This window comes from Cohnella yongneupensis, from assembly GCF_042655785.1.
GTDB classification, from domain to species: Bacteria; Bacillota; Bacilli; order Paenibacillales; family Paenibacillaceae; genus Cohnella; species Cohnella yongneupensis.
Window position 1 is genome coordinate 25,906 of record NZ_JBHSNC010000052.1, and the last position, 24,647, is coordinate 50,552.

Here is a 24,647-nt window from a genome sequence, read left to right on the forward strand (position 1 = left end):
GCCCCATGAAGCTACGGGATAGATGGCGCGGATGGCGCGACAACGAATCTGGCATTACGCTAATCGAGATATTGGGCGCCGTCATGATTCTATCGATTATTAGCGTCTCCCTCATGGGGTACTTCACTTCGGGGCTCGACAAATCGGCCGATCAGAGTCGCAAAATTATCGCGGCCAACCTGGCGCGGCTGAAGGCGGCGGAAATACGGGACGAAATGAAGGATCCGGCGAACTATGCCAAGCTGCAAGACTTGAGCGCTTCCCCTTACGTATTCAAAGAACAGAGCGATCTTCCATTATCGCTAAATGAAGTAGACTGGCTGGCGCCGTCAAACGTGAACGGAACGAACTATAACTTCATTGTTAGCTTGGATAAAAGGACGGACAACGCTCGCACGGCGCAGCTTGATGCGCTCATGAACAAAGAGCCGGAACAGTATCTCGTGCCCATGTCCATTACGGTCTATTGGGACGTCCCGGCAGGCGCTTCCCCGGCAGCGACCAAATCTACGACCATCGACAGCTATGTGGTCAATCAGGGGGATTAAGCGCATGGCAACGAACCTAGCCGAGGATGAGCTGCTCAAGTCCGGTCAAGATCGGAACGATCGCGGGATGACTATGATCGAAGTATTATCAGCGCTGGTCATTCTGTCCATGCTCGCCATGGTGTTATACGCGTTCTTGTTCATGGGCATCTCCATGCACAAGCGCATCTTGGCCGAGACGCAAATTCGCAATCAAGGCGACGTCGTCATCAGCCAAGTCATTTCTGAGCTGAAAGACGCGATCTATGTCACGCAAGGCGCTTCCGACAAAGAGATCACGTTCGTCAAATGGGCTAAAGTCAACGAGTCGACCTACGACCCCGAGACGTACGTGAACACTTATAAGATGCGGATCGAGCCATTCGAGTTATTGGACGGGCATCCGCTGTACGGTATAGGAGTCTATGATGGAGACAATCATCTGGTCAGAAGGTTCGATATGACTTCTCCGTTGTCTCTGCGCGTTGCCGCGACCGCAGTCGAGTCGCCGTTGTCGCAGCTAACCGCGTTGAACGACCGGATGGTGAACGTGAAGCTGATGTACGAGAACGAGAAGCCGGGCGTGACGGTCGCATCGAAGCTTGAAAACCCGAAATACGAAATCCAGACGCGCATACCGTTGTTTCGGTCGCAGTAGAGGAGAGGGGGAGATGAGCATGCAACAACCAACCCGCGAAGCCGGCGAAAGGCAGACGGTATCGAACCCCTCCGCCCGTCGCATGCTCGGCTCGGAGCGTGGCGCCGCCTTGATTCTCGCTATGCTGACCGTCATCGTCATGACGATGATGGGACTAGTGTTGCTCGACGTTTTGAAGAACTCGAACATCCAGGTTGCCGCCTCCGAGTCTGGCGTGCAAGCGGAATCGCTCGCGCAAAAAGGTCTCGACGAGACGTTATCGCTCATTAAGGATGCGGTAAATCAGGCCAACGGGACCGTCTCGACGACAGGTGGTACGATAGGTGCTGTAATCGCACGGATCAATGCGATGAATGATGAATTCAGAGCGTTGCCAGATCCATGGGGAGATCCATTGGGTATTCCAAGCGTTCCGGGCAACCTTTCAGTGGCAGCCGAGAAAGGAACCTATCAGATCCATATAGAATGGGAAAAGGTCAGGTCGCCCGATCTGTCGGTAACCGATCCATCGGAAATCGAAAAGCTCCCCTACCCACTACAACCCTACGTAATGAAGCTCGTCGTAACGTCTAAAGGCACCATTCCCGGTAACGGACCGAAGCGCTCCGTCACGAAACAGATGGAAGTGTACGTCAGCACGATTAATCCGGTGTTCCGCTATCCGGTATCTTCCGGCTTGGATTTGAAGTTAAACGGGTTTTCTTATATCGTCGGAGACGTGTACGTCGGAGAAGCGCTCGACGGAGGCGTGCTCAGCAGAGGAAAGCTGATTTATTCCGATGAAGCGCTGTTCAGTGGCATGCCGGGCTCCTTGTATGGCAAAGAGACGAACCTGCCTGCGCTCAAAGGCTTCGTCTTTACCAAGGGAGGCTATGAGGACCGTCGCGTCGAAGGCAGTCACAAGGAAACTTGGTCGAGCGAATACTTTTCCAAAGCATATCCGTTCGAAGACCGTACATTGACGGCGGATGAAACGATACCCGTAAGTGACTACGTCGGGCATTACGCGGGTCAGTTGGTTGATACAGATCATCCAGAACGACTTGAACAGTTTTTGAGCCGTTACGATTCTCTCTCCGGAAGTGCCGAATCTTTGGATGGTTTATATCTTGGAAACAACGCCGCACGTCCTTCACTACCTGGAAATCAAAAAATCGTCGACCAGTGGACGACCATCGATGGAATTTTGGATGTTGGAGATTTGGATGCTCGGAAAGACGATCTAGTCGTTGCCGGAGGCGTGTTCGCCTCCAAGCCGTCCGCGCAAATTACGATGAATTCCGGTTCGCTATACATCATCCATCCGGAGGATGACTTTCTCGTCGCTGCCGACCTGTCCGGCAAATTGACACTCGCGCAGGGGCAACAAGCGGTCATAGTCGGGGATGTCGTACTCAATGATGGATTCGAAATGACTGGCAATATGTACGTGCTCGGCAGTCTGAAAATTATTGGGGAAGTCAATATCAATGGGACGATCTACGTAAACGGGGGAGTCGAGCTGAAGGAAGTCGATTCGATCAACGCCGCAACGGATCAGCCTCTCATCGTCATCGCATCCGGCAAGTTCGATTTCTCCGATAACCGTACGGGGGACCAGCGCATACACGCTTTCCTGTATTCGGAGTTGGAGGAAATGAATCTGTACGGCGTAAAGAATAAGATGAATATATTGGGGGGCCTTCACGGCAATATGGTTACATTGAACGCGGTCGGAGAAGATGAAGACAATCCGCCGGTAGACGTGACTATGCATACGTATACTGCGCCAGACGAGACGGAAGAGACGGCATTCGCATTCACTTTCGATCAAGAGAAATTGACCGTGGATCAGTCTAATCTAATCGTTAAATACGACGATTCGTTGTACAATGCTCCACCGGATAGCATTCCAACGACCGATACGCTGAACATCTACGTAAAGAGACTCATCAATTAGTCGATTTGCGCTAGATCAGCAATTCGGTTATCCAATAGCCATGAACCGCCATCACGAACAGATAGGTGACGCATGCCAAAGCTAGCGCCCCTCGCAAAGGCATCGATAACCGCTTCGGCACGATCGCCAACAGCGCGAGCGGCAATCCTATTTTCAATAAGAAGAACAAGAACTCGCTTCGTCCGAACAGCCAATCCATCCATGGATTGGCTTCTTCTATGAGGCCGCGGCGAACGCCGTATTGCGTCAACCAAGCGTCTAACCCGCCGGCAACCGTAATAAACATAATGAGGAACAGTCGCATGCGCACCATTCTCCCGCTTTCTATCGTTTGATAGCATGTGTATGCCTATTATTTTCGGCGGATTCTTAGAAGTTTATTCAAGGGCATCGATAGGGGTTTACAAGAATGGGCAAATGAACGAAAATGGTTCATAAACGCGCGTTTAGAGGAGAGAGCATTTTGCAATCCGCAGCAACAGCCGATAGGAAAGAAGCCCCTTCGTACGGGTTAGAAGAGCTGCTGAACGACGATTCGTTAACCGACCGCCGACCTTCTAGATTGTTATTCCAGCTCTACCGCCAGCACTGGAACAAGCTACTGCTGTCTATCTTTTTCTTCTTGTTCAAACATTCCCCCGTATACGTGCTTCCGATCGTAACGGCGAATCTCATTAACTTGGCCTCTAAGCCGGATCAATACAGCACGAGAAGTCTCTGGATCAACATTATCGTGCTCATCGTCGTCATCGCGCAGAATATCCCTACCCAGGTGCTGCATATCAGTTATATGAGCAAGGCCATCCGGTTCGTCGAGGCGGGATTGCGGAGCACGCTCGTGCGCAAGCTTCAGCGCCTGTCGATGTCCGCACACGGAGAACTTTCGGCAGGTAAACTGCAAACCAAAGTGCTTCGTGACGTCGAAGCGATCGAGACGCTGTCCAAGCAGATCATGATGTCGTTCTTCCCGGCGATCATCAGCGTCATCGTAGCCATTATCATTACGTCGTCCCGCAGTCTGACGGTCATGGGTTTCTTCGTGCTTACGATTCCCGCAGCGCTCGTTCTCGTTAGAGTGTTCCGGCAAAAAATCCGGCGCTCCAACTCCGAATTCCGTTCGCAGATCGAGTCGATGTCCGGTCAAGTGACCGAGATGGTCGGGATGCTGCCGGTTACGCGCGCGCATGGATTGGAACAGACGGAAATTAGCAAAATCGACAATACGCTTAACCATTTGCGCAAGAAGGGCTATCGCCTGGACATCGTAGAAGCTTACTTCGGATCGATAGCTTGGGTCGTGTTCCAGCTTTTCCAAGTGTTCTGTCTCGCGTTCACCGTATGGCTAGCTTACCGCGGCAAAATTCCGGTAGGCGACGTTGTGCTCTATCAATCGTTTTTCAGCATGATTCTTAACTCCGTGTCTTCGCTCTTAACCGTTTATCCGCAAATCGCCAAAGGATTCGAATCGATCTATTCCGTCACCGAGATCCTGCTTTCGAAAGACGTGTAAGCTTATCAAGGCAAACGTAAAGTCGATGCGGTCACCGGCCAATTTTCGTTCCAGAACGTTCGCTTCGGCTATCCGAATTCCGATCGTCACGTGCTGTCGAACTTTTCGCTGGAGGTGAAAGCCGGAGAAAGCATCGCTCTCGTCGGAGCGTCAGGCGCGGGCAAGTCCACGGTACTGAATCTCGTAATCGGCTTTAACAAGCCGAACGGAGGCCAAGTCGTTATCGACGGCATTCCGATGGATGAGCTGGACATGGCTTCTTACCGCAAGCATTTGGCCGTCGTGCATCAGAGCACGGTGCTCTTCTCCGGCACGATCCGCGAGAACATCACGTACGGGTTGCCTACGGTCAGCGAGGAGAAGCTGCTGGAAGTGATCCGGATGACGCATCTCGAGGACGTGATCGCGCAATTGCCGGATGGGCTCGAGTCGGCGATCGGCCAGCATGGCGGGCGATTATCCGGCGGCCAACGTCAGCGTATCGCGATCGCCCGGGCGCTCATCCGCGATCCGAAAGTTATTTTGCTCGACGAAGCCACTTCTGCGCTCGACAACGAGTCGGAGTATCACGTTCAGCAAGCGATGCAAAAGCTGATTAAGGGCCGCACGACGTTCATCGTCGCGCATAGGCTGTCCACGATTCGCGATGCCGACCGCATCGTCGTCATGAAGATGGGCAAATGCGTGGAGATCGGGACGTACGAGGAGCTAATGGCGCTTAAAGGCGAGTTCTATCAGTTAAAAAAGCTGCAGAATTAAAGGATTTCGTGCCATGTCGTCGAATGACGGTATATAGCAAATCATTCCATTGTTGATCTTAGGAGGAGGATTGTGATGTCCGATCAAAATTCCAACCTAGACCATACAAGCGAGGCACAGGTTCATCAGCAAGCCGAGAGCCAAACCGCGGCAGCAGGGGCACCGCAGCAACCGCAGGGAGGCGCTCAGGCGGCAGCTAATCCGCTGGCGAACATCGACGTTCAGAAGCTGATCGGGTTGCTTAAAAATCCGACGGCAAGCGTAAGATTGCAGCCGGCCGTAGATTGGATTTACGGCGTGATCGGCGCGGCGATCGGAGTGCTCGGATTTTTCTTCTTCGTCTGGGCGCTCAAGAACGAGACGACGCCGGACGTCGACGCCGGCGATCTCGACGGATTGTTCAGCGCGCTGTCATCGATCACGACGGCTTGGGACTCGCCGTTCTTCAGTCTGTTCGGCTCGCTCAAGTCCGGCGAATACTTGATCGTGGCGGTTTGCGCCATCGTGCTCGCGGGCGTAGCGTTCACGCTCGTCGGCAACTGGATCGGCGGACGCAAGCGTACTTGGACCGAAGCGGCCACGTATTACGGCGGCACGCAGCTCATGTTCGGCGTAGGATTGTTCGTCTCCGGCATCATCGCCTTCATCTCGGTGGAACTGGCATCGTTCCTCGGCGCGCTGCTGCTCGTCGTCAGCTTGCTCGTGCTCGTGATCCAAGCGCTGGCGCTGCATGAGGTGACCAGAGACCGCGTATTTCCTTACATCTATCAATCGATCGGCGGATTCGGGATCGCGCTATACTTGGTTTACTTGATCTTCCATTAATATTCGGCGGATCGGTTGGCATAACGAAGGTAATGGAAGAAGGCTGTTTCGGGCGGCGATTGCGCTCGAAGCAGCCTTCTGTTATAAGCAAAGGTATAGTATACAGTCGTACGAGATGCGGGAGGTACATATGTCCGGTAACGAAATAGGCCAGACCGAAGCGACGAAGCATGAGCAACTGCTGCAATATATCCGGGCGCTTCCGATCGGCACGAAAGTGTCCGTTCGCCAAATGGCGAAGGAGAAGGGCGTATCGGACGGCACTGCTTATCGCGCGCTTAAGGAAGCGGAACAGCTCGGCTTCGTGAACACGAAGGAACGAATCGGAACCGTAAGAGTCGATAAAAAAAGGCGCGGAAATCCCGAGCAGCTAACGTTCGCGGAAGTGCTGGACATCGTGCAGGGCAGCTTGCTCGGCGGAGAAGAGGGCCTCGAGAAGACGTTGCACAAATTCGTCATCGGCGCGATGGAGCTGGACGAGATGATGACGTACATCGACGCGGGCAGCCTGCTCATCGTCGGTAACCGGGAGAACGCGCACCGTACGGCGCTAGAGCATGGCGCGGGCGTGCTCGTCACAGGTGGCTTCGGCACGAGCGAAGAAGTGCGTCGGCTTGCTAACGAGCGGCAGCTACCGATATTGACTTGTCGGCACGATACGTTCACGGTCGCCTCGATGATTAACCGGGCGATGTACGACCAATTGATTAAACGGAAAATTATGATGATCGGGGATTTGATTGCGCAGTCTTCGCGACAAAGCGCGCTCAAGCAATCGGCGGACGTGGCGGAATTTCTGAAGCTAAGCGCGGAGACGGGGAGCGGAAGGTTTCCCGTTACGGACGAGTGGAATCGCGTAGTCGGCATGATTACGGCCAAGGACGTCGTCGGCTCGAAGCCCGATCAGCCGTTGGACAAGCTGATGACCCGTCGTCCGATGACGGTTACGCTTAGCACGCCGGTCGCTTCGGCTGCGCACAAGATGGTATCGGAGGGCATCGAGCTGTTGCCCGTCGTGGATCGCCAGCGGAAGCTCGTCGGCGCGATTAGCCGCGGTGAAGTGCTGCGGGCGATGCAATTCGCCAATCGGCCAGCTCAATTGGGCGAGACGTTCGACGCGCTCATGTGGGCGGGGTTTACGGAGCAGAGAGATTCGGAAGGACGGGCCTATTACCTCGGCCCAGCAACGCCGCAAATGTCGGGGCCGCTCGGCACGATTTCCGAGGGCGTGCTCACCGCACTTATGCAACAGGCGGCAAGCCGGGCGGTAGCCGATCTAGGGAAGCGGGAGCACGTGCTCGACAACATGACGACGTACTTCCTGCGGACCGCGCCCATCGACGCGAGTGTTACGATCGTGCCGACCATTATCGAGGCGAGCCGCAGGCACGTGAAGGTCGAAGTGCAGACGATGCAAGACGGGGACGCAATCGCCAAGGCGATGCTGACCGTGCAGACGATCGACCAGACTTAACGCGATTGTTCTTGCTGCAAGCGGCTGTAATACGAACGGTTGCGCATGCCCGCGAACAAGTTAAAGATGCCGAGCAACATGAACAATAAGCACACGACGACCAGCAGGCTCGACCCGGTGAACAACAGCATCATGAGAATCGACAGGAAGATGAGCATGAGTCCCATGTATATGTTCATTCGGGAAGCATGCAAGCCGCGCTGCTTGCCGTCTTTGGATTGCCTGGACTTGAAGCTGTTCAGGACGGATAGGCAAGAGGTGGCGATAACGAGGATGGCTAGCACCCATTTCAACGTTAGCATGGCGAGATTAACTCCTTTGGGATAACCGAGTTTTGACTAGTATTGTATCATATACGAACAGCGCCGCGCTTCGGATCAGGAAGCGCGGCTTTTTTGGTCACCAAAACGTTCAAAAAGACACGCTGCAGGGTGGACGCTATCGGGAGCGCGATGAGATAATCGATGGTAACACCATCACGCACACAAAGGAACGAGACTATGAACGTACTCAAATCGCTGCAATTTAAGCTGATTCTCGGCATATTCGCGGTGCTTCTCCCTCTCGTAGCCTATCATTTCTACAATAATATATATGCGATCCATGTCGTTCGCGAGAAAGTAGCCTCTTCGAATAACGACCTCGTCAATATGTTCATTCAGAGCAAAGTCGACCAGGTGCTCGAGGATACGGGCAAATATTTGCTTACGCGCGCCGGAAGCGATCCGGATCTGATTTCGTTAAACTTATACGCGTTCCAAGACGGCGAGTATCAAATAAGGAAGGTTCGGATCATCAACCGTTTCCGGGACGACGTCGTCCTCTATAACGCGATCGATACGTTTTTCGTCTACGCGAAAAGCTCCAAAGATTTAACCGTGAACAACGGAAACTACGAGCGCTTCGGCGATTTGGCCGCATGGCTCGACGGCAACGGTTCCCGCATCGGTTCTAGGTGGACGATATTGCGCAACGGCGATGACTACGGACTCGTTACGGCGGTACAAGCGTCTCCCGATATTTGGATCGGCGCCTGGATCGATCTGAAGCAATTGCTCGCGCCGTTCCAACAGCTTAATCTGGGCGGGGGCGGAGAAGTTACGATCGTGAACGCCGAAGGCGACCCGTTGACGGCTACTTCGTTAACCGACGAAGGACTAAGTTATCTCCGACCGCGATTGGATAAGCTGGAGAATGGATATTTGCTTCTCGACCAGAAGGAAGGACCGATGCTTGCGGTCGGCACGAAGTCGAAGCTATCGGATATTCGCGTCATCGTCCTCGTGCCGGAGCAAAATTTGCTTCAGAAGCTTCCGTTCTTCCTGCGCGCGGCATGGATTATTCCGATCGGTGCCGCGCTCGTGCTAAGCCTGTACGTGCTGTTGCTCAGGCGAGTGCTGTTCACGCCGCTCCGCGATTTGATCAGGGGAATGAGGCGCATTATCCAAGGGGATCTGAGCTTCCGTCTGGCGGAGGATAACACGAGAGAGCTATCGTTCCTTGCCTCGACCTACAACAACATGGCCGATCAGATCAAACAACTGCGCATCGGGATTTACGAGCAGGAATTGCTAGTGAAGCAGGCGGAGCTTAAGCATTTGCAAGTCCAGATCAATCCCCATTTTTACTTGAACAGCTTGCATATTATCTACAACCTGGCGACGCTCAAGCTCTACAAAAACGTGCAAAAGATGTCTTTGTATCTTGCGGATTACTTCAAGTTCACGATTCGCACGAGCCGGACGCACGTTACGGTAGGCGAAGAAGTGAAGCACATCCAAAACTACTTGGAAATCCAAAAACTGAGATATCCGGATATGCTGGATTACGAGATCGACATACCGGAGCCGTGGAGCGGGGCGCCGATTCCCGCGCTGTCGGTACAACCTTTCGTCGAGAACGCGATCGTGCACGGGATGAACATGGAAGGCGATAGGTTCGTCGTACGCATCCATGCGCAAGGGCTGCCGGGCGAGTCGGATCGGTTCGTCATCACCGTGGGCGATAACGGGAAAGGCTTTCCGCAGGAGCAATTGGACAAGCTTGCTTCGGGACGTTATCTGGAGGAAGCGGACGGAAGCCATATCGGAATATGGAACGTCATTCATCGCCTGGGGCTCACTTTCGGGGATCGGGCCCGAATCGATTTTTCGAACGACGAGAACCAGGGCGCGATCGTACGGTTAACGCTGCCGTTCGATCCGGAAGCCGCAGAAGGAGGCAAACATCATGTATAACCTGCTCATCGTGGACGACGAGAAGTATTCGGTCGCCGGCATCGTACAGGGAATCGATTGGACGGATCTCCCCGTCGCCAACGTATTCGAGGCTTACAGCGCCAAGCAAGCCAAAGAGCTTATGGAACGCGAGCGCGTCGATCTCCTGATATCGGACATCGAGATGCCCGGCGACAGCGGAATCCAACTGCTCGAATGGACGCGCGAAAGGCAGCCTCAGGCGGAGACGATCTTCTTGACCGGACACGCCAACTTCAACTACGCCCAACAGGCAATCCACCTGGGCAGCTACGAATATATCGTCAAGCCGATCGATTACGACGAGCTAAAGACGATTATTTCCCGGGCATTGAACGAGATCGAGGAGAAGCGGGAATCCGAAGCCTACATGCAGACGTACCGTCAATATCACGACCGTTGGATCCAGCATCAACCGATGCTCGTCGAGCGATTTTGGCAAGACTTGCTCGGACAGCGGATTTCCGCGGCTCCCGGTAAAATCGAAGAGGCGATTCACCTGTATAACCTGCCGCTCAACGCGGGGCAGGCCGTGCGCCCCGTACTTATTAGCGTGGAGCAGTGGAACAAGGAGCTAGGCACGCGGGACGAGGAAATTATGGAATACGCAATTCGCAACTCGGCCGAGGAAATTTTGTTGGCGGACGGCTTAGGCGCCGTCATTCAAGACAAGGCCGGCGTGAACGTGGCGATTCTTTATGCGGAATTGGCGGACACAACGGGACTTGAGTCGCTGAGAAACCGATGCCGTGAACTACTCGTTGCGGCGAACGAATATTTTTATAGTCGCATCTCTTGTTATATAGGGGAATCGACGGAGCTATCGAAGCTGCCCGAGATGTATCGAACGTTGCTGGAGCAAGAGCAAGACAACGTCGCGGAGACGAACGCGGTGTTTACGCTCGCCCGGTCGTCCGAGAAGCCTACCCAGGCGATTCCGTACGCGCCGGTCGACGATTGGCTTATTCTGTTCGAGACGGGTCGCAAGCAAGAGTTGCTGAAGCGGCTGGAGGAGAACGTGCAGGCTCTCCGGGAACGGGAAGCGACGACTGAGACGATGGACGTGCTCGCGACTTCCGTGAAGCATATGCTGTACAGGGCGTTTCACCGGAAAGGATTGCCCATGTTCGCCGGGAGCGCGTCCAAGGGGAGCGCAAGGTCGATGGCGCAGCTTCAAGCGTGGGCGCTCCAGGTCGTGGAAGAAGCGTTTGACGCCTACCACGATCAAACGCCGGATACGAGGGCGGTCATCGATAAGATTAACCAGTACGTAATGGATAATCTTACCGAAGATGAATTGAAGCGCGAAGATATCGCCAAGCACGTGTTTTTGAATCCCGCGTACTTGTCCAGGTTGTATAAGAAGGAAACGGGCATTGCCTTGTCGGACTATATCCTGCAAGCCCGCTTGGAGAAGTCCAAGGCGTTGCTGGCGGAGACGGACCGCAAAGTGTCGGATATCGCGGAGACCGTCGGTTACGTCAACCTTTCGCACTTCGCCAAGGTGTTCCGCAAATCGGTCGGGATCGGACCGAAGGAATACCGGCAAAAGTACAACAAATAGCGGTTAATTGCCTCCGGCCTTAGGGCTGGAGGTTTTTTATTGTCCAATAGGTAACGGAAACGTCGGTATTGTCACCGGGCTTCGTAGTGGAAGCGCTCGCTAGGGCGATATCATTCAGGTGTGCATCGAGTTGCATTGGCGACGAAGCGACGAAGATGCGCGAAACTAACGAAATCCGGACCTAGGAGGCAATAATAATGGGACAAAAGAAAAGGATGCCGGCATTCGGAAAGTGGCTGCTCGCGGCAACGCTTGCCATGCCGGTCGGACTTCCCGCAGGCGGGGTATCGGCGGCAGCGGACGGCCCGGCGATATGGACGAATAGCTTCGATCCGGATGCGTTTCCGGGCTGGGGATTATGGGCGGGCGACGGAAGCACCGTAACGAAGGACATCGTTAACGGCGTAACCGGGAAGGCGGTACAAATCGATTACGATCGTTCTTCGCAAGGGTGGGGCTTAGTGGCGCACGCGGAGCTTCCCGCGGATTGGAAGCTTGACGGAACGCGGACAATCCAGTTTTACGCCAAAGGAGACGGGGAAGCGCAAGACTTCTTCGTCGGCGTGGAAGAGAAGGACGGCGGCGATAAGTTCCGCAAGCTCGTCACGATCGGCGGAAGGGATTGGACGCTCGTTACGGTTCCCGTCTCGGAGCTCGAACATCAGGACGGCGGAGACGGCAAGCTCGATTGGGACAAGGTCAACTCGCTTAATATTAGTCCGGAGATCAACCGCGCCGGTCGCTTGACGATCGACGATCTCACGCTGGGCGCGTTCGATCCGAGTCTAACTAACACGTTCGCTCCGGATGCTTTCACGGATTGGGGCTTATGGGCGGGAGACGGCAGCAAAATTGAGAAGGCGGAAGCGGAAGGCGCTTCCGGCAAAGGTATGCGCTTCGACTATACGCGTTCCGAAGCGGGCTGGGGGCTCGTCGCGCACGGTTCGCTCCCGGCGGATTGGAAGCTCGCGGGGACGCAGTCGATCCGCTTCATGATTCGCGGGGACGGGACGGCGCGCAAATACTCGGTCGGGGTGGAGGAAAAAGATGGCGGAGACAAGTTCCGCTCCGTCATTAACGTGAGCGGTACGGCATGGACGACGGTGGAGTTGCCGGCAACGGCGTTGGAATACCAAGACGGCGGCGGCAACCATGCACTGGATTGGGATTTGGTCAACTCGATCAATATTAGTCCCGAGGATAACGGGACCGGTTATTGGATGCTGGACGAATTCTCCTTCTACAAAGGAGGCCTACTGCCGTCTATCGTTCGGGAATCCGTGCTGAAATTGGCAAGCGTGACGACCGGCATGGCGGGATCGGTGTTCGCGGGCAACAAGATTTCGCTTCAGGCGAAGGTCGGCAACGCGGGAACGTCGGCGACGCAAGCTACCGAACTGGCTTATGTCGTCAAGGACGGCGCGGGTTCGAAGGTGCTTTCCGGCAAAGCGCCTGTTGCCGCGATGGTTGCGGGCGGGGAAACTTCGGCAACCTTGTCTTTCGAAGTGCCTAAGTACGGCTACTATACGCTGGAAGCGGTCGTAACCGACGCCAGCGGCGCGGAGTCGACCCGAATCGCGGCGTTCGCGAGCATTGCGGCGGCAACCGGTTCCGCTCGCGCGTCGTCCGACCCGACGGTAGGATATTCGACGCACTACGATTATTTGACGAGCCAACCGTTGCGGGAGCAGGAAGCCAGCCTGATTCGGCAATCCGGCGGCGGTCTTGTCCGCAACGACATGCTGTGGGACCAGATCGAGCCTTCCAAGGGCAAATACGATTGGAAGCTCTATGATCAGATCGTAGCCGCGAACAAGAAGGAAGGCTTGCAAATGATCGGCCTGCTCGCTTATTCGGCTACTTGGGCCAGCACGAGTCCGGTGGGCGCGGAGATGCCCGAGCATTATGCCCCGCGCTCGGTTAGCGAGTATGCGGACTTCGTTTACAAGACCGTATCGCGTTACAAGAACGACGTGCACGCATGGGAAATATGGAACGAGCCGAACCTGGACGGATTTTTCCGTCCTACGCACGACGCGGAAGCCTACGTCGAGCTGTTGAAAGCCGGTTATCTCGCGGCCAAGCGGGCCGATCCTAAGGCGACGGTCGTCATGAGCGGCTTATCGGGAACGGGCGGCGGGTATCTCGACGAGATGATCGCTCTCGGCGCGGCGAAGTATACGGATGCCGTCGTTATTCACCCGTATCAAGCGGGAGATCCGGAGGCCGGCGATTCGTTCGTTCATGACATCGCGGGAGTGCAGGCGAAGATGCCCGGCAAGCCGATCTGGCTGACTGAGTGGGGCTGGAGAACCGACGAGCAAGGTGCCGACAAGCAGGCGGTATATACGGTTAAAGGATATTTGCTGGCTAAAGCGATGAACGTGCAGAAGAACGCGCTGTACTCGTTCAACGTCGCGACCGATACGCAATTCGGTCTCGCGGATTCGAGTATCGGCGGAACGGTAAAGCCGGTTTATCCGGCCGTAGCGGCTATGAATCGGATTTTGTCCGGCCACGTCTACATGGGCGACGTGAAGGTGGGCAACGAAGACGCGACCGCGCTCGCGTTCGGCAAGTCGGGCTCTTCGGACGGCCTGCTGGCGTTATGGTCGGCGAAGGGCGGCACGGTCAAGCTGAAGACGGGCAAAAGCGTGAAGCAGTTCGATCTGTATGGCAATGAGACCGTCTTAACGCCCGTAAACGGCGAGGTTACGGTACAGCTGTCCGAACAGCCGACCTACGTTCAAGGCGCGCTGCAAGCGTACATTCGTTCTGCCAAGCCAAGAACGAAGACGGCTTCGCAAGGTGGGAAGCCGGCATCCCCAGCCAACGTCTATCTGATGAAGAGTCCGTATTACAAGCCGGGCAACGTCGCGCTAACCCGCGGCTTCGACAACACGTTCTCGGTAGAAGTGTACAATTACACGAACCGTTCGGTTTCGGGCAAGCTGCAATTACAGGGCATTCCAAGCGGATGGTTCAAGTCGTCCTCGGCGAAGACCCAGACTTATTCGGTTAAACCGTATTCGAGCAAGAAGATCAGCTTCGTCCTGAAGCCGCCTTCGGACGCCGTGCTCGGTACGGTGCAAGCGACGGTCAAGGAAGTCGGCGGAAATAAGGCGATGGCTGCCAAGAAGTTCGCGCTGGACGTCGTGCCGAAGCTGGCCGTGCAGGCGGATAAGAAAGCGGTGCGGTTGACGAACACGACAGACAACAAAATCGCCGGAACGTTGGCGCTGGCCGAGCCGGCCGGATGGACGTTGCAAGCGAGCCAGACGACGTTCACCGTCGAGCCCGGCAAGACGGCGACGATTGCTTATACGCTGGAGCCGAAAGCCGGCACTAAGGCTTCGGGTACGCTCGCGCTATCCGGCAGCGTCCAAGCGGAGGGAGAGACGATTCCGTTCAGCCAAGTCTTATATGCGGTAACGGCCGCGCACGCGGCGAAAGCGCCCGTCATCGACGGAAAGATCGATGCGGCTTGGCAATCCGCGGCGATCGCTGCGGCGGATCAAGCTTCGCAGGTTAGCGCGGATTACCGGTCGAACTGGCAGGCTTCCGATCTATCGGCCGGCGTAAGGTTCATGTGGGATGCTTCCCGGTTGTACGTCTTAGCCGTCGTGAAGGACGATAAGGCGTTCCAGCCTCAAAGCGGCGGAGGCATGTGGCAGGGCGATTCGCTGCAGCTGGCGTTCGACGCGCGGAACGAGGCAGGTCCGGGCTACGGATCGCAAGTATATGAGCTGCAGATCGGCAAGCCCGACGGCGCGGATCCCCAAATCTTCAAGGGCATGGGCTTTGCACAGTCCGGCCTTATGGCTAACGGCCAGATCGCCGTAGTCCGCAACGAGACGGACGGGACGACGGTCTACGAGCTGAGCATTCCGTTCAGCGAGCTGGAAGGGTTCGGCGAAGCGGCAACCAAGAAGGCGACGGGGCTATCGTTCCTGGTCAACGACAGCGACGGCAGCGGGCGCGAAGGCTATATCGAATGGTCTTCCGGCGTCGGCGGAGCCAAGAACGCTTCGCAATTCGGCACGCTTTGGCTTAACTAATAGGTAAGGCAGCAGAGGAGAACAGCATGCGCAGCATCGCGGCTGTTCTCCTTTTATTCATATCGCTGCACCAATACGGACAAAGGAAGGTGGCAAGGTGAAGAAGATGGGTAGCAGGAAACGGGCAAGAGGAATGGCGGGGGCGCTGCTGACCGCGGCGATGGGGCTTGCTCTATTGTTCCCGGCGAGTCTGAGCTTCGCGGGTACGGCAACGACGATTACCGTCGATACGGCCTCCAACGCGGGAACGGTCAATCCGTTCGTCTGGGGCTCCGGGGCTCCGGACAAGTACACGTGGTGGGCGGGCAACGCGGCGCTCAAGACGAGAATCAGCGACGCGAAGATCAAGCTCGTCCGCGTCAATCCGATCCAGAACATGCTGTACAACGGGAGGGATCCGTATCCTTCGGCGAACAATTTCGCGCTGACGGACATGGACGCCATTCTGAACACGATTTTCGATGCCGGGGCGCAGCCGTTATTCGTCATTGCGGGCTTTCCGGCAGGCGTGCCGAATACGCGGGACGGAACCGGGCTGATCACGTCCGCGAACTGGACCGAATACGCCAACTTCATGAAAGGCGTCGTCAAGCGTTATAACACCGATCACGTGCTCGGAGCTTCGAGGACGATCCGCTATTGGGAGCTATGGAACGAGCCGACGATCGAAGGCGACGGCAAATTCGCTTCCCAAGCCGATTATAAGACTTTCGCGCAGACGGTCGGCAACGCCATGAAAACGCAGGATTCCACGATTAAGCTAGTCGGACCGGCGGACGCATGGTCGGATTTAAGTTCGACCGGATACGTCTCGTACGCGGCTAAGCAGCTAGAGAGCCAAGTCGATATTTTAAGCTGGCACGACTACGGACCGGATCCGACGCAATCGGACGCGACTCGCCTCGCTTGGACGAAGCCGCATTATCAGGATAATATCGCGACGGTGAAGTCCGGCGGCACGGGCAATATTTTCAAGGGTCCGTCCGGCAAGCTGTACGGGGCTGCGATTACGGAATACAACATGAGCCATCAAGACGGAGGCAGCGCGTACAACGCCAAATATCACAATATCTTTAATGCAGTGTATACGGCGAGCTCCGTCGTGAACGCGATGAAGGGCAACGCCGACATCTTTACGTCCTATAATCTCGCCGAGACCGGCACGAACTTGCTCGGCTTGTTGGACAATACGTCTTATTCGCCTTATAAGCCCTACTACGCGATCCATCTGTTCGGCAATCATTTTGGAGACCGCAAGCTGACAGGGGCGGGCGGCGCGACTAATCTGGAATTCGTTGCCTCTAAGGATACCGCCACGGGGAAAACGTTCGTCATTGCCGTGAACAAGGATGCGAGCGTCACGTACGACGCCACCGTGCAGTTGCAAAATATCGCTTCGGCTACCGGCACCGTTAACGTCTGGAAGCTGGATGCGTCCACGAACCCGACGTCGAGCACGTCGCTCGCCTATTCCGGCAGCCAATTCGTCTACTCGATCGCCCCGATGACCGTCGTCGCCTTCGAAGTGACGCCCGGCAGCGGAGGCGGGACGACGCTATTCAGCAACGGCTTCGAGAGCACCGATGCCGCTCCGACATGGCTCGATACGTTAGACGGCAGCCAGAACGTAACCGGCTATACGGCGGGTACCAATCCGGAGTGTTCGCCTAGGCTCGAAGCGCCTCATGCGGGGGCGGCAACGCTCATGTTCTCGGGCACGGACAATAGCGCGACGGCATCCTATGCCAAGTGCAAGGTGTTCGACGTTAACATCCCGATCACGTCGACGACGAAGCTCGGCTATTGGCTCTATCCGCAAGTCGATAACGCGCGGTATGTCGCGATCGACCTCGTCATGACGGACGGATCGACGCTTCGCGACAGCGGCGCGGTCGACTACAACGGGTACAGCATGCACCCGAACGCGGGTCATGGCGGGGCGATTCCGCTTAACGCGTGGACGAATATCAAGTCCAACATCGGCACCGTTCTCGCGGGCAAGACGATCGACCGGATCATCGTCAACTACGACCGCCCGTCGAATACGGGCCAATATCGCGGCTATATCGACGACATCGTGCTTACGAACGGCACGTTGTAACAAGCGGAACTTAGCAATAGCGATCTAGCGAGAAATGGCGACGCAGGGCGGCCTTGGCCCCTTGCGTCGCCATTTTTTACGCCAACTTCCCCTAGTCACCAAAACGTCTATCATGTCACCTGCCAGCGTAGAGAGGGGGAAGCTAGCGCCCTATAATTTTAAATAGAGAGAGGGAGTAACAACGCAGACAACATCTTAGACAGAAGAGAGGCAACGCCAGTGAATCGCTATCGAAGCCTGGTTCGATTCCGAATGCTGTATCTGATGATGATCCCGACGATCGTCCTGGTTATCATCAACAACTACTTGCCGATGTTCGGCATTGTGATCGCGTTCAAGAAAATCAACTACGAGCAAGGCATTCTCGGTAGTCCGTGGGTCGGCTTCGAAAACTTCAAGTTTTTGTTCGCGACGACGGATGCCTGGAATATTACGCGCAATACGATTATGTACAACGCCGTCTTCATTATTACGAACCTCGTGCTGGCGATCGCATTCGCGATCATGCTCAACGAGATCAGAAGCCGAACGCTAGCGAAGTTTTTCCAAAGCGCGATGTTCCTGCCCTACTTCTTGTCGGCCGTCGTCATCAGCTACCTGGTGTTCGCGATGCTAGGCGAGGAACACGGATTCGTGAACAACGTGCTGCTGAAAGGGCTCGGCATCGATCCGATCTCCTGGTATGCGAAGCCTGAAGCCTGGCCGATTCTGTTACCCATCATCAACGCGTGGAAAAACGTCGGCTACTTCTCGGTCGTGTACTTGGCGGCCATCGTCGGCATCGACGACGAATATTACGAGGCCGCGCTTATCGACGGAGCGAGCAAATGGAAGCAGATCACGCGCATTACGCTGCCGTTGCTCATGCCGATCATCGTTATCATGACGCTGCTTCAGATCGGACGGATTTTCTACGCGGACTTCGGCTTGTTCTTCCAAGTCACGCTCGATACCGGCGCGCTGTACTCGACCACCAACGTCATCGACACGTACGTATACCGCTCGTTCATGGTCATGGGCGACATCGGCATGTCGTCGGCGGCGGGACTGTACCAATCGGCCGTAGGATTAATTCTCGTATTCGGTTCCAACTATATCGTCAAAAAAATCAACAGCGACAACGCGCTTTTCTGAAGGAGGGCCTATGAAACTATCACGCTCGGGCTTCTCGCCCAATGCCATCTCGAGGCGCTCCAATCTAGTCATCAACGGCTTGTTCTGGTTGTATACGATCGCCTGCGTATTTCCGCTCGTGCTCGTCATCATGATCTCGCTTACGGACGATATGTCCATCCTGAAGCATGGCTATCAACTTATCCCGAAGGCGTTCAGCACGATGGCTTACGACTTGCTGTTCCACGACTCCGCCCAAATCGTTCATTCGTACGGCGTGTCGGTGTTCGTGACGGTCATCGGCACGCTGCTCAGCCTGCTGCTTACGGCGACGTTCGCTTACCCGATCTCGCGTAAAGAGCTGCCGTACCGCAACAGCCTCGCCTTCTTCATCTTTTTCACGATGCTGTTCAACGGCGGGTTAGTTCCTTGGTATCTCGTCTACGTCAAATATTTGCACTTGGACAATTCGATCTGGGCGCTCATGGTTCCGATGCTCGTCCAGCCGTTCAACATCCTCATCATGCGCACCTTTTTCCAGACGACGATTCCGGGAGCGCTGATCGAGGCGGCGACGATCGACGGGGCGGGCGAGCTGAGAATCTTTTATCGGATCGTACTTCCGCTTTCGCTGCCGGTCATCGCGACCATCGCGTTATTCAATACGCTGATGTACTGGAACGATTGGTTCCTGAGCTTGATCTTCATCAGCGACAACCATACGGTCAGCGTCCAGTACCTCATGTACAAGACGATGCTCAATATCCAGTATTTGACCTCCAACGTGCAAGCTTCCGAAGCGCTCACCCGGGGAGGGGGCACGGTGCGGCTCCCAAGCGAATCGATACGGATGGCGATGGCGGTTATCGGGATCGGGCCTATCATTCTCGCTTATCCGTTCTTTCAAAAATATTTCGTCAAAGGTCTTACGATTGGGGCTGTCAAAGGCTGACCCCGGCACCCTATACTACTTGTATAGGCTCGTCCGGTTAGCATAGAGCAATTTAACATCCATTAGGAGGGCTTCAGAATGACCAGGGGAAAAAGAAAAGGTTACTCCGCGTTCGTCCTGCTTTGCACGCTAGGCATGGTACTGGCGGGGTGCGGCAACAACGGAAATAACGGCAACGACAAAGGGGCGTCCCAGTCTCCTAGCGCATCGCCTTCGACAACCGCATCCGCATCGGCATCTCCGTCGGCATCGCAACCGGCACAATTGGACGAAGTCGAATTGACGATGTACTTCCCGGGCTCGCCGCAAAAAGACGAGAAGGCGGTCGAAGAGGCGATCAACGCCTATCTGAAAGACAAAATCAACGCCAAGGTAGACCTGAATCCGATCGATTGGGGCGGCTGGGATAGCAAAATCAATCTGATGATCTCTTCCTCGCAGCCGGCCGATCTCATCTTCACTGCAGCTTGGAACGGCTTCACGGTTAACGTCGGCAAAGGCGCTTTCCTGGACTTGACCGATCTGATCGATCAGTATGGCAAAGAGATGAAAGCCGAGCTCAACCCGGCGTTCTTGCAAGGCTCCAAGATCGACGGCCGCAACTACGCGGTACCAACGAATAAAGAGCTTGCGGCTACCCGCGGCCTGCTGCTTCGCAAAGACATCGTGGAGAAATACAACATGGATTTGAGCTCGATCAAGACAGTCGCGGATCTGGAGCCGTTATTGAAGACTGTCAAGGAGAACGAGCCGGGCATGACGCCGTTCTATGTGTCCAGCGACAGCGGATTGCTGACGAACCTCAACTTCGACTCGCTTGGCGACAACTCGGTTCCAGGCGTGCTTCATAAGATCGGCACGGAGACGACGATTCTGAACGAACCTGCGACGCCTGAGTTCAAAGAGGCCGCCGCGCTTAGCCGCAAATGGTACGAGGCCGGTTTTATCAATAAAGACGCGGCGACTACCAAGGTTAAGCCCGATGAATTGATGAAAGCTGGTACCGTATTCAGCTATACGGCGTCCCTTAAACCGGGAGCAGCCGAAGAAGTTATGCGTTCGGTAGGCGTTCCGCTCGTTCAAGTCGAACTTACGGAGCCTACGATTACGACGGGCGATACGACGGGTTCGATGCTCGCCATCTCCCGCACGTCCAAAAATCCGGAACGGGCGATGATGTTGATCAACCTCCTTCACACGGACAAGACGCTTAACAACTTGGTCAACTACGGCATCGAAGGCACGCACTACGTGAAAGTAGACGGTTCCGACAACGTCATCAAATACCCGGACGGCGTTGAAGCGTCGACTTCGACCTACAACCCCGGAACGAACTGGATGATCGGCAACCAATTCCTCAACTACTTGTTCAACACCGAGAATCCGCAAAAGTGGGAGCAGTTCAAAGTATTCAACGATTCGGCGAAACCGTCGGTCGCACTCGGCTTCTCCTTCAACAGCGACAGCGTGAAGAGCGAAGTAGCGGCATGCGTCAACGTCTATAAAGAATACTTCGGCACGCTTAACGCCGGTATCGTCGATCCGGACAAATACATCCCGCAGTTCCTCGATAAGCTCAAAGCTTCGGGCGTAGAGAAAATCATCGCCGAGAAGCAAACGCAATTCGATGCTTGGAAAGCTTCCAAAGGTTGATTGGATCGTTAACGAGCCGCCTCAACTCCCTAACGGGAAGGTGGGGCGGCTTTCTCATTGAATTGCGCCCTCCGATTGAGGGCTAATAGAGGAGCGTGGAGCATCATGAACATGAAACCTACCGCGTGGGTCGATCCGTTCATCGGCACGGAAAGTCCCGGACATTGTTTGATCGGCCCTTATCTTCCTTATAGCATCGTGAGGCTCGGACCGGATTCGCAGCTTCCGCAGCCTTCCAACGGGTACGAAATCGCCAAGCCGATTCGCCGGTTCAGCCATACCCATGTTAGCGGTACGGGCGGAGGCGGGCGTTACGGAAATATCGGAGTGCTTCCTTTCACCGGCTTGCCCCGGTTCGAAGTCGAATCTACCGGAAAATCGGGGGAGTCGGCAGAAGCAGGTTACTATACGGTGGGGCTGGCGCCATGGAATATCGGCGTCGAGTTGACTTCGACGCCGAGGGTCGGCGTTCATCGTTACCGCTATCCCGAAGGCGCGACGGCTAATTTGCTCATCGACGTCGGGTCGGTCGTTCAAGTGGGCGCCGACTATCCGGGAGAGGATACCGGTTATTCGACGGGAGGGTTTTGCGAATTCGTCTCTTCCACGGAGTTGATTGGTCGAGGAGATTTCCGTGGCGGTTGGGGGCATAAGTTCCCGTACTCGGTCTACTTCTATGCGAAGTTCGATAAGCCTGCGTCGATCCGGCTCGTTCGGAATGCGGCGGGACCATTCCCGAAGCTGGCGATCGACGGGCCGAATTGCATGGCCGTCGCCGGATTCGGCGACATTGGCGAGCTTAACGTGCAAGTCGGAATTTCCTACGTGAGCATCGCCAAAGCGAGAGAGAACGTGGAACGCGAGACGCTCGGCCGCGACTTCGACGACGTTCGGGCATCCGCGTCAGAGACATGGGATCGCTACTTGTCTCGGATCGATGTCAAAGGTGGAACGGAAGAGCAACGCAAGCTGTTTTACACGCTGTTCACCCGGCTGGTCTGCATGCCGAGCGACCTCGGAGTCGACGACGAGAACGCATTCTGGAAGTCCGGCAAGCGGCATTTTACCGACTTCTACGCCCTGTGGGATAGCGTGCGCAACGCGAATTCTCTGATCAGCCTGTTCGATCCGGAGCTTCACGTCGATATGCTGAACTGCCTGCTGGACATCGCCGATCATATTGGCTGGATACCGGATGCCTGGATTCAAGGTCACAGCGCTATGATCCAAGGCGGAAGCTCGGCGGACATCCTGTTAAGCGAAGCCGCGCAAAAAGGCTTTGCCGGGATCGACTACGCTAAAGCGCTGCAGCAAATGCGGAAAAACAACGAGATGGAATCGCCGGATCCGTGGCTATACGGAAGGCATCTTCCCGAATATCGCGATCTGGGTTACTTGTCTACGAACATTCGCAAAAACTGCGTGTCGAGACATATGGAATACGCCTATCAGGATTGGTGCATAGGCAAGCTGGCTGATCAGCTTGGACAGGCGGACGTCGCTGGCGATTACTACGCTAGCTCGCGCAAGCTGTGGAATTTGTGGCGGGAAGATATTCGCTTCTTCGCGCCGAAGCATCCAAGCGGCGAATGGGTCGAACCCTTCGAGCCGAACAAGTGCTACGTCGATTGCTGGAACGACCCTTACTTCTACGAAGGCACGAGCTGGCAGTGGTCGTTCAGCGCGCATCACGATTTCGCGGGGCTCGTCGAAAGGCACGGAGGCGCGGAAGCGTTCATCCGCCATCTGGATCGTTTCTTCGACGAAGGCCACTTCTACCCGAAAGAGACGATGCTCCACGTCCCGTATTTGTACCATTACGCGGGGCGTCCCGATCTGAGTGCTGCCCGCGTGCGGAGTATATTGGAGAAGAGCTATCGCGCCGAACTGGGCGGACTTCCGGACAACGAGGACATGGGCTGCCAAAGCGCCTTCTACATGTGCGGCGCGTTAGGGTTGTACCCGATTATGGGTCAGAACATTTATTTGCTGTCCGTCCCATTGTTCGAGCGGTTCGATATGCGTCTCGGACAATCCGATCGCCTGCTCGTTATCGAGACCGAAGGCGCGAATCCCGGAGACGACGGGGTTCGTATCGTTGGGGCGTCTATTAACGGAGCTCCGCTGGAGCGGGCTTGGATTAAGCACGGGGAGATCGCCGAAGGCGCGGTTATCCGCCTTGTCCTCGGCACGTCGCCAAGCGATTGGGGCACGGGGGAAGAGCGCGTTCCGCCTTCGCCTCTGGGTAAGGCGTTAGAGAAATCCGCGAAATAAACGAGCAGGACCGCGCTTCCGAGAGGAAGACGGTCCTGTTCTATACTCGGCGCGCCAAGCCGTTCTATGGCTTAGGCGTCTTCACGTCCACGCGTACCCATACTTGTAGCACCCCGTCGGATACAAGCATGGTTTGGACGGACATCTCGTAATTTTTGTCGCCGATTTCGTAGACGATTTTGTTCAGCAGCTTGCGCGCAAGCGGAGCGTCGGTGCCAATGTTGTATATGCTGCGGCCGAGAAAGATGTCCAGGTCCGCCTTCAGCCGTTTTTTGATGTCCGTCTCGGTCAGCACGTCGAGCTCGGGGTTTCCTAAAGGGACGACGACATAGGGGACGATGCTTTTGATGACGTTCGTCTTGCGGATTTTCTCCTCGTTTTTCAAGCTTTCCTTCATCGCGTCGACTTGCTGGCGCAGCAGCCGATTTTCCACGATGACAAGATCGTATTGATCGTTCATCAAAGCCGAGTAAACGGCGCTGCCGACGATCATTCCGCAGACGAAGAAAGCCGTAATCTGCATGAACCGCCGAAACCGATCGAAGGAAGGGACGCGCATCGGGTTATCCTCCCGTCCGGCACATCCACCGGACGAGCTCCGTGCCCATGTGGGCGCCGAGGAAGGCGAACAGAATGTAGCCGATTTGGATGATCGCCGGCGACATGGCCCCCTTCAGCATATTCGATTCGATAACCCGGATCGGATCGATCGAGCCGCCTACCGCGGCTACGAGCGCCCATATTTTCAGGCTGTCGGCCACTTCGATCATTTTGATTTTCGGGGACGTCCACAGGAATACCGAGCCTACGCCCGCCAGCATCGCGCCGCCAAGCACGACACCGAACGCGATGAGGAAGCAGAATGCCGCTTTCGTATAGAAATCCATGCCAATCCCTCCACCTTTACTCGCCGGCGCGCGAACGTCGGATAATCCTCTCTATATATGTATGGGACGGGTGTACCCCTATATGATATAATTATCGA

At 55.5% G+C, this 24,647-nt stretch carries 19 protein-coding genes; 15 read left to right on the forward strand and 4 right to left on the reverse strand.

Translation table 11 applies throughout. The features are described from left to right. The first annotated feature begins 5 nt into the window (after nucleotides 1-5). From ACFPQ4_RS17570 to ACFPQ4_RS17580, 3 genes are read left to right on the forward strand one after another with little or no spacing between them, the layout of a single operon-like run. Nucleotides 6-548, forward strand: coding sequence for a type IV pilus modification PilV family protein (locus ACFPQ4_RS17570; protein WP_378113186.1), 543 nt, complete (start codon nucleotides 6-8; stop codon nucleotides 546-548). 4 nt (nucleotides 549-552) lie between these two features. Further along, entirely contained in the window at nucleotides 553-1,185 is a 633-nt protein-coding gene (locus tag ACFPQ4_RS17575) for a PulJ/GspJ family protein (protein ID WP_378113187.1), read from the forward strand. Nucleotides 1,186-1,198: 13 nt separating this feature from the next. Continuing rightward, complete coding sequence (locus ACFPQ4_RS17580) at nucleotides 1,199-3,124, forward strand: hypothetical protein (protein WP_378113188.1); 1,926 nt, start codon at nucleotides 1,199-1,201, stop codon at nucleotides 3,122-3,124. A 10-nt stretch (nucleotides 3,125-3,134) separates the two neighbouring features. On the opposite strand, the gene ACFPQ4_RS17585 is transcribed toward ACFPQ4_RS17580, so the two are convergent. Continuing rightward, complete coding sequence (locus tag ACFPQ4_RS17585; RefSeq protein ID WP_378113189.1) at nucleotides 3,135-3,428, reverse strand: DUF5658 family protein; 294 nt, start codon at nucleotides 3,426-3,428, stop codon at nucleotides 3,135-3,137. 159 nt (nucleotides 3,429-3,587) lie between these two features. Here ACFPQ4_RS17585 and ACFPQ4_RS17590 point away from each other — a divergent pair, with 159 nt between their 5' ends. The 4 genes from ACFPQ4_RS17590 (at nucleotide 3,588) to ACFPQ4_RS17605 (ending at nucleotide 7,692) form a co-directional block, all read left to right on the forward strand. Next, nucleotides 3,588-4,634, forward strand: coding sequence for an ABC transporter transmembrane domain-containing protein (locus tag ACFPQ4_RS17590; RefSeq protein WP_378113190.1), 1,047 nt, complete (start codon nucleotides 3,588-3,590; stop codon nucleotides 4,632-4,634). A gap of 90 nt (nucleotides 4,635-4,724) precedes the next feature. Next, nucleotides 4,725-5,393: an ABC transporter ATP-binding protein gene (locus ACFPQ4_RS17595; protein WP_378113191.1), complete on the forward strand. Its 669-nt coding sequence runs from the start codon at nucleotides 4,725-4,727 to the stop codon at nucleotides 5,391-5,393. A 75-nt stretch (nucleotides 5,394-5,468) separates the two neighbouring features. After that, nucleotides 5,469-6,218 carry a hypothetical protein gene (locus ACFPQ4_RS17600; RefSeq protein WP_378113192.1) on the forward strand — a complete coding sequence of 250 codons (750 nt, stop codon included), beginning with the start codon at nucleotides 5,469-5,471 and terminating at the stop codon, nucleotides 6,216-6,218. Between the two features lie 130 nt (nucleotides 6,219-6,348). Then, nucleotides 6,349-7,692 (forward strand): DRTGG domain-containing protein, encoded by a 1,344-nt coding sequence (locus ACFPQ4_RS17605; protein ID WP_378113193.1) that lies wholly within the window; start codon nucleotides 6,349-6,351, stop codon nucleotides 7,690-7,692. On the opposite strand, the gene ACFPQ4_RS17610 is transcribed toward ACFPQ4_RS17605, so the two are convergent. Next, nucleotides 7,689-7,994 (reverse strand): YtpI family protein, encoded by a 306-nt coding sequence (locus ACFPQ4_RS17610; RefSeq protein WP_378113194.1) that lies wholly within the window; start codon nucleotides 7,992-7,994, stop codon nucleotides 7,689-7,691. The two genes, ACFPQ4_RS17605 and ACFPQ4_RS17610, sit on opposite strands and share 4 nt — an antisense overlap. A 198-nt stretch (nucleotides 7,995-8,192) precedes the next feature. On the opposite strand from ACFPQ4_RS17610, the gene ACFPQ4_RS17615 reads away from it, so the two are divergent. The 8 genes from ACFPQ4_RS17615 (at nucleotide 8,193) to ACFPQ4_RS17650 (ending at nucleotide 23,662) form a co-directional block, all read left to right on the forward strand. Continuing rightward, the gene (locus ACFPQ4_RS17615) at nucleotides 8,193-9,929 is read left to right on the forward strand and encodes a sensor histidine kinase (protein WP_378113195.1); all 1,737 of its coding nucleotides are present in this window, start codon (nucleotides 8,193-8,195) and stop codon (nucleotides 9,927-9,929) included. Then, nucleotides 9,922-11,511, forward strand: coding sequence for a response regulator transcription factor (locus tag ACFPQ4_RS17620; protein WP_378113196.1), 1,590 nt, complete (start codon nucleotides 9,922-9,924; stop codon nucleotides 11,509-11,511). Before ACFPQ4_RS17615 ends, ACFPQ4_RS17620 begins: the two co-directional genes overlap by 8 nt. A 197-nt stretch (nucleotides 11,512-11,708) precedes the next feature. After that, nucleotides 11,709-15,569: a sugar-binding protein gene (locus ACFPQ4_RS17625; RefSeq protein ID WP_378113197.1), complete on the forward strand. Its 3,861-nt coding sequence runs from the start codon at nucleotides 11,709-11,711 to the stop codon at nucleotides 15,567-15,569. A gap of 106 nt (nucleotides 15,570-15,675) precedes the next feature. Beyond that, nucleotides 15,676-17,670, forward strand: a complete 1,995-nt coding sequence (locus tag ACFPQ4_RS17630; protein WP_378113261.1) for a GH39 family glycosyl hydrolase — start codon at nucleotides 15,676-15,678, stop codon at nucleotides 17,668-17,670. 219 nt (nucleotides 17,671-17,889) lie between these two features. After that, nucleotides 17,890-18,804: an ABC transporter permease gene (locus tag ACFPQ4_RS17635; protein WP_378113198.1), complete on the forward strand. Its 915-nt coding sequence runs from the start codon at nucleotides 17,890-17,892 to the stop codon at nucleotides 18,802-18,804. Nucleotides 18,805-18,814: 10 nt separating this feature from the next. Then, on the forward strand, nucleotides 18,815-19,735 hold the full coding sequence (locus tag ACFPQ4_RS17640) for a carbohydrate ABC transporter permease (RefSeq protein ID WP_378113199.1): 921 nt from the start codon (nucleotides 18,815-18,817) through the stop codon (nucleotides 19,733-19,735). 78 nt (nucleotides 19,736-19,813) lie between these two features. After that, nucleotides 19,814-21,388: an ABC transporter substrate-binding protein gene (locus ACFPQ4_RS17645; protein ID WP_378113200.1), complete on the forward strand. Its 1,575-nt coding sequence runs from the start codon at nucleotides 19,814-19,816 to the stop codon at nucleotides 21,386-21,388. 105 nt (nucleotides 21,389-21,493) lie between these two features. Further along, the gene (locus ACFPQ4_RS17650) at nucleotides 21,494-23,662 is read left to right on the forward strand and encodes a GH92 family glycosyl hydrolase (protein WP_378113201.1); all 2,169 of its coding nucleotides are present in this window, start codon (nucleotides 21,494-21,496) and stop codon (nucleotides 23,660-23,662) included. Between the two features lie 64 nt (nucleotides 23,663-23,726). Here the strand turns inward: ACFPQ4_RS17650 and ACFPQ4_RS17655 are convergent, their stop codons facing one another. Both ACFPQ4_RS17655 and ACFPQ4_RS17660 read right to left on the reverse strand, forming a co-directional pair. Further along, on the reverse strand, nucleotides 23,727-24,221 hold the full coding sequence (locus ACFPQ4_RS17655; protein ID WP_378113202.1) for a hypothetical protein: 495 nt from the start codon (nucleotides 24,219-24,221) through the stop codon (nucleotides 23,727-23,729). A 4-nt stretch (nucleotides 24,222-24,225) separates the two neighbouring features. After that, nucleotides 24,226-24,549, reverse strand: a complete 324-nt coding sequence (locus ACFPQ4_RS17660) for a YtrH family sporulation protein (protein ID WP_378113203.1) — start codon at nucleotides 24,547-24,549, stop codon at nucleotides 24,226-24,228. Nucleotides 24,550-24,647: the final 98 nt, after the last annotated feature.